Raw genomic sequence first — 6,633 nt, 5'->3', positions numbered from 1 at the left:
CTGCTGAATGAAGATTGATCTTTTCCATCCGGATTAGTTTTAAATCCCAAACCCGTTGAACACCTGTAGTGCCAGGCTACCAATCGGACAAGTGAATCACTGTACCATTCTTTTGTACTCAGTTCAAGGGAACCATACTCAGCGACAGGCAGGTGCACTATCACGAAGGCGGCCAAACTGTTTAGGATAAGGCTAAGTTAACCCCGTCATTTCCTTTTTGTATGTTCCCGGAATATTTAAGACTCAGTGTGACATTCTCACAACTCACTCTTCACCACTTACCTTTTACAATATCACCACTTTACAATCTGAAAACTGATCACCGACCACTGATCACTATCTCTGTCATAATCTTCGCAGAAAGCAGGGAAAGCGGAATCCCCCCTCCCGGATGCACCGATCCTCCACAGAAGTATAGGTTTTTGATGTCGGACGAAAAATTGGCGTGACGCAAAAAGGCTGCAAATTTATTGTTGGAGCTGTTGCCGTAAAGTGCGCCTTGAGCAGACGATGTTTTGGATTCGATGCTTCGGGGATCCAGGATTTGCTCCACTTCAATCAAAGCCTCCAGATCGGTTTTTAGGATTCGGTTGATCTTGGAAATGATATTCCGCCTTGCACCAGTAATAAGTTCGTCCCAATTTTGGCCTTGATTGTTTGGGACATTGATCATGGTGAACCAATTCATGCAGCCCTCAGGGGCATCGTCCGGTTTATAGGTTGAGGTGATATTGATGTAGACAGTTGGGTCTTGGTATATGGTCCCTTTTTTGAAAATATGTTCAAATTCGGTCCTGTAATCATCCGAGAATAGAATATTGTGAAGATCAAGTTCTGGAAAAATTTTTTTAACCCCCCAATAAAAAATCAGTGCAGAACTCGATTTGGGCTGAGCCAAAAGCAGTTTGGGTTGTTTTTGCTTTCTCAATACGGTCTTGTAGGCATTGACCATATCCATGTTGTTCACGATCACATCTGCCCGATATTCCCGACCTCGTGTCTTTAGACCAATGGCTGATCCATTTTCCACCAAAATCTCCTCCACAGGGGAATTGAAGTAATAAACGACTCCCAATGATTTCGCCAGCTCATACAAACTCAGGGTGATGTCATGCATTCCTTTCTTGGGAAAAAATGCCCCGACATTGAATTCCAGATGGGGGATAATATTGAGGGTCGCAGGGGTCTCATAGGGATTTGAGCCATTGTAAGTCGCATAGCGGTTGAACAGCTGCACCAGTTTCGGATGGGAAAACTGCCGCTCATTCGCTCGATTCATGGTGGAAAAGATTCCAAGCTTACCCATTTTCAGATAGGACTTCATGGCCTGGGAATTGGTCCAAGTGCCAAACCTGTGGAGAGATCGATGCATAAAAAGCGGCGCAAGGTGATCGTATATAAATGCCGATCGTCTCAGCGCTTGCCGAATATGGGCGGCAGGTTCACCAAGTTTCGTTTCCACCTCCTCGGCAAATCTATCGACATCTGCCCAAGCTTTAATCTGGAGACTATCTTCCCAAAAATAATGACAGGCCACATCCAATTTCAGGTATTCGAAATGTTCCTTTGGATTTCTGCCAGCCAAAAGAAAAAGCTCCTCAACCTGATCCGGTAAGGTAAAAAGCGAAGGCCCGGCATCAAATCTGTACCCATTGATTTCAATTTCCGAAAGCTTTCCACCCGGATAGGAATTAGCTTCAAAGATCTCTACTTGAAAACCTTTCGCTGCAAGCCGAATGGAAGCTGCGATGCCGGCAATGCCGGAACCAATGATCAGGGCTTTTTTTGTCATTAAATGATAAGAGTTTGACCTTAAACTAGCAATTCAAGCTTTTGATTAAAAGTCTTGGCATTATATCCAAACAAAAAAAGTCCGACTCTTACGAGCCGGACTTTATTACTTAATTGAAATCGGAATTAATAACCAGGATTCTGATCAATAGGAGCCGTAGCGTTAGCCAGGATTTCATCCAATGGAATAGGCCAGATAAACAGGTGGCTAGTATAGGCCAACGCATAATCCGTAGGGATAACACGGCTGGTTGTATAGAAATCGATGTTGGTGATGGATCTGGAAGTAGCCTTTGCAGGAGTTCCTGGCAATACACCAGCACCGGCAAGTCTGTGGATATCAGCCCATCTTCTTCCCTCAGCTAGGAATTCGATTCTGCGCTCGTTGTAGATAGCAGTCAAAACTCCAGCCTTACCGCCCAAATCGGCAGCAGTGAAAGAAGGAACAGTATCAGGAAGTGCACGGTCTCTTACAGAGTTTACCAAAGCAACTGCTGCATCAAGATTACCCAATTGAGCATTGGCTTCAGCAGCATTCAATACCACTTCAGAGAATCTCAAAATAGGGTTAGGATCTGTACGGGTTACATACTGGATGTATTTGGCAGTAAAGATTCCTGTAGCATTCCTTGAGGTAAGACCTACCCTTCTGGTGTCTTCTGCATGCCAGAAATTGGATCTCCAGATCAATGGGGAGATCTTCACCAGACCACGGCCACCGACTCCTGGATTGCCGTACATCGGAGCCAAAGCACCGTTTACACCTGGGTTGGAACCTTCAGAGTTAAGGAAAGAGAAGATATTGTCTGTGCTGGTTCCGCCTCTGAAAGGAGTGATCGGATCAGCAGTCACAGTATAAGAGCCTTTGATTTTCTCATGCTCAGCTACTACGCCTGCCCAGTCTTCTTGGTGAAGCTTGATTCTTGACTTCAAAGCGATTGCTGCTCCTTTGCTAGCTCTTGAAGCTGCACCGGTTGGCAACAAGGTCTCAGCCTCGTTCAAATCAGCCAAAAGCTGAGTGTAACCTTCTGCTACAGTACCACGGGAAACTGCTTCACCGGCCGGCACTTTGCTTACGTCATTGATGGCGAAAGTTCTGTAAGGAACTCCAGGTGCACTTGGATCATCAGAGAAAGGTCTAGCAAAGTGGATCAACAGTTCATGATGACCCAAAGCTCTCAGGAACAACATTTCACCACGGTATTGGTCTCTCAGAGCTTGTGTCAAAACACCTGAAGCAAGAGCAGCATCCAGGTTTTCCAACACAATATTTGCTCTGTTGATCATACGGTAAGTACCTATCCACATCCCGTTGTTGTTAGCAGACTGGGGGTTGTATCCATGCGTATAGGTGATTTCGTAGAAAGCCTGGTCATTGTACATGTCCTCGCCTCTCATGTCACCCTGCTCCACGTTGGCAGCACCAAAAGGATAACCTCTATCGGCAGCACCGTTGTAGAATCCACGTTGAGCTGATTCGTAAACACCCAACACGGCTGAATTCACACGCTTTGCATCTGCAAATGCTTCCTGATCAGGGATCAAGTTAGCTGGCGTCAGCTCTGTAACATCACAGGAGCTAGCTACACCCATCAATGCCACACCGGCAAGGACGAGTTTGAAATTATTTATAGAAAACTTTGTCATTATCGTTCTTCGTTTAGGAAATTGAAATTAGAACCCAACGTTTAGACCCAAAGTATAGGTACGGATCACCGGAGCTACGTTCCAGTCAACACCGAAGCTCAACTGACCGCTATACTGGTTAGATTCTGGATCCAAACCGGTGTAATCGGTGAAAGTGAATGGGTTTTGAACCTGAGCAAAGAATCTAGCATTAGAGATAGCTCCGTTGAATGCTGAAGTCAAAGCTGCCGCTGGTACGGTATAACCTATCACGATGTTTTGGATTCTTACGAAGTCACCCTTTTCAACAAATCGGCTGTTGGAGGCAGATCCTTGCCAAGTGTTGGCATCACGGCCAGAATACAATTTTGGCATGTCTGTTACTTGACCGCTTTCAGTCCATCTGTTTAGGATAGAAGCGTGGTTGTTAGAGAAACCAAGACCCAACAAACCTCTTACAGATTCATTCATGATGTAGTTTCCACCGGAGAATCTGGTGAAGATCTCAGCATCAAAATTGCCATACTTGAATGTATTGCTCCATCCGCCTTGCCACTTAGGAAGTGTATTACCAAGGAAGAATTGAGTTGGAGCAGTACCTGCAGTAGTAGTATTGGCAGGATCTTCAGCTACGAATGCTCTCCAAGTAGATGCACCTACCAACTGTACGACGTTTTCACCGCTGTAGTACATGGCGTTACCGTTAGCAGGGTTCACACCAGCCCACTTAAATCCGTAAAGCTGAGCGATCGGTCCACCTACTTCTGTTCTGTTATAAGTACCTGTCAAAGGCTGAACCAGTTGAGTTACTTCGTTTTCGATGAAGGTAATGTTGAAGTCTGTGCTCCAAGAGAATTTACCTCTGTTGATCACATTGGCAAAAGCTCTCAATTCCAAACCTGAGTTCACCATAGTACCTACGTTTTGGTTGATGCTGTTTGTCGGAACACCCAAAGAAGGGGCAGTAGGAGCACCAAGGATCAAACCATCCACGTCATTGTTGAAATAATCAGCAGAAATTGTCACTCGTCCGATAGTTGCATCGAAACCAACGTTAAGCTTCTTGGAAGTTTCCCACTGAAGACCTGCATTGTTTACTCTTGCATAACCGATACCAGCACCGGCACCGCCCAATACTGGGGAGAAACCACCGAAAGCAGCGAATGAACCGATACCTGAGTTACCTACTTCTGCATAAGAAGCTCTGAATTTCAAATCAGAAATCAGTTCAGAATTGAAGAAAGCTTCGTCAGAAACTCTCCATCCTACGGATCCACCGAAGAAGGTACCACGCTTGTTGTCACCTATAAGGTCAGACAAACCGTCATTTCTTACCGTGAATGAAGCTAAGTATTTGCCTTTGAAGCTGTAGTTGAATCTACCGAAGTAAGAATCAAATCCTTGCTCCGTGTAGCCACCACCAGAGAACTGGTTGTTGTAAGAACCGGTGATGAGGTTTCTCTGTCTGTAGAAGTTATCAGAGATATCAGTTCCGGAAGCGGAGAAGTTGTAATAGTTTGTGAATTGGTATTCCATACCAGCGGTCACGTTGATGTTATGGTTTTCACCGATTACAGTCTGGTAATTCAAGGTATTCTGCCAGTTCCAACGGAAAGCAGGGTTGTACGCCATGGTTATAGAACCGTTTGATCCACGACCATCACCGTGTCTTGGATCCCAAGACTGGAAGTCATCAGCCAAAGTCAAGTCAACACCGATTTGAGTTCTTGCAGTCAAACCATTCGTGATATCCACTTCACCATAGGCAGAACCCAACAATCTGTGCGCGCGGCTTCTGGAGATGTTATTTTGCAATACAAAGCCGATGTTAGGGATGTTGTTGTCCGGACCGGCTAAGTTGTTGCCCCATCCGGTAGTAGAACCGTCAGGTCTTACATTGTAGCCATCAAATGCAGTATTAGCCTCATCGTAAACGAATACGTTTGGCAATGCACGAGTGGCATTGTAGATCGCACCGGAAAGAGAGTTTGCACCGTTGTTCAGACCATTGATTTCAGTCAGGGAATAAGAAAGTGAATTTCCGATTCTTACTTTTTTAGAAATGCTGTGATCCAAGTTTGCTCTGAAAGAGTATCTTTTCAGGTCATTGGCTACGATTGCAGCTTCCTGATCGGTAAAGCCCATGGAGAAGAAATATTTGGTAGTCTCAGATCCACCTGCAACAGATAGGTTGTGCTGCTGAGTAAATCCTTGTCTGAACACAATGTCCTGCCAGTCGGTATTTTCACCTGGATTTGCCAGAGGAGATTGACCAGCATTGGTTCTTTTTTCGTTTGCGATTGTAACAAACTCGTCACCAGTAAGCAACTCAAAGCGGTCCACTTCTTCGTTGATACCCATAGCCACGCTGTAGTTTACTTTTGCTTTGCCGGTAGAACCTCTTTTGGTAGTGATCAAGATCACACCATTTGCAGCTCTTGAACCGTAGATCGCTGTAGCAGATCCATCTTTCAATACTTCGTAAGACTGGATGTCTGCAGGGTTGATGTTAGCCAATGGGTTAGATGCATTGACAGAAGATCTGTCGTCATCTACCACGGGCACGCCGTCGATGATGATCAATGGGCTTGCGCTGGAAGAGATAGAGTTAACACCTCTAATACGGATGATCGGTCTAGCACCAAGAATACCGCTGGGAGTAGTTACCTGTACACCAGGAGCACGACCAGCCAATTGAGACTCGAAAGAAGGAGTTACCAAGTTTTCGATATCCGCACTGTTGATGGAGGTTACCGAACCGGTGATTTCTCTTCTTTCTTGAGTACCGTAACCAGTTACGACTACTTCACTCAAAGTTTTCACGTCTGTATCCAATACCACGTCGATCACAGAGTTTGATCCAACTGGCATTTCTTTGGTTAAATAACCAACAAAGCTAAACACGAGTGTAGTAGCATTTTCCGGAACGGAAATGGAATAAGTACCATCTAGATTAGTGATGGTACCTTGGGTGGTTCCTTTGACCACCACACTGGCTCCCGGCACACCTTCTGGCTCTTCGCCTGAAGTAACCCTCCCAGTGATCGTCTTAGATTGCGCGAGTACTGACACGATGGTCAGAAAACTCAATGCAAAACCTAATAAAACTTTCTTCATAGGTGTTTGATTTAGTTTTTTTAACATTCAGGGCGCTAATATGAGATGTTATAATGCAAGGAAACAAATATTAAAAAGTGCCTAATACTTGTATTATAT

3 protein-coding genes are annotated in these 6,633 nt (G+C 45.0%); all 3 read right to left on the bottom strand.

Features of this window, described 5'->3' with window-relative positions; translation table 11 throughout:
* Positions 1 to 319: 319 nt before the first annotated feature.
* Positions 320 to 1,792, bottom strand: coding sequence for a 1-hydroxycarotenoid 3,4-desaturase CrtD (gene crtD / locus B0E43_RS00190; protein ID WP_077346047.1), 1,473 nt, complete (start codon positions 1,790 to 1,792; stop codon positions 320 to 322).
* Positions 1,793 to 1,917: 125 nt separating this feature from the next.
* Positions 1,918 to 3,438 (bottom strand): RagB/SusD family nutrient uptake outer membrane protein, encoded by a 1,521-nt coding sequence (locus B0E43_RS00185; RefSeq protein ID WP_077346046.1) that lies wholly within the window; start codon positions 3,436 to 3,438, stop codon positions 1,918 to 1,920.
* 27 nt (positions 3,439 to 3,465) lie between these two features.
* Positions 3,466 to 6,534 carry a TonB-dependent receptor gene (locus B0E43_RS00180; protein WP_077346045.1) on the bottom strand — a complete coding sequence of 1,023 codons (3,069 nt, stop codon included), beginning with the start codon at positions 6,532 to 6,534 and terminating at the stop codon, positions 3,466 to 3,468.
* Positions 6,535 to 6,633: the final 99 nt, after the last annotated feature.

Source organism: Algoriphagus sp. A40, from assembly GCF_002002735.1.
Lineage (GTDB): Bacteria > Bacteroidota > Bacteroidia > Cytophagales > Cyclobacteriaceae > Algoriphagus.
The sequence above is the reverse complement of the archived record's forward strand: the minus strand, read 5'-3'. Positions and strand labels throughout refer to the sequence as shown.

Bases quoted from the DNA above. Each gene is read 5' to 3' on its own strand.
- crtD (WP_077346047.1), bottom strand. From the start codon at position 1,792: ATGACAAAAAAAGCCCTGATCATTGGTTCCGGCATTGCCGGCATCGCA.
- B0E43_RS00185 (WP_077346046.1), bottom strand. From the start codon at position 3,438: ATGACAAAGTTTTCTATAAATAATTTCAAACTCGTCCTTGCCGGTGTG.
- B0E43_RS00180 (WP_077346045.1), bottom strand. From the start codon at position 6,534: ATGAAGAAAGTTTTATTAGGTTTTGCATTGAGTTTTCTGACCATCGTG.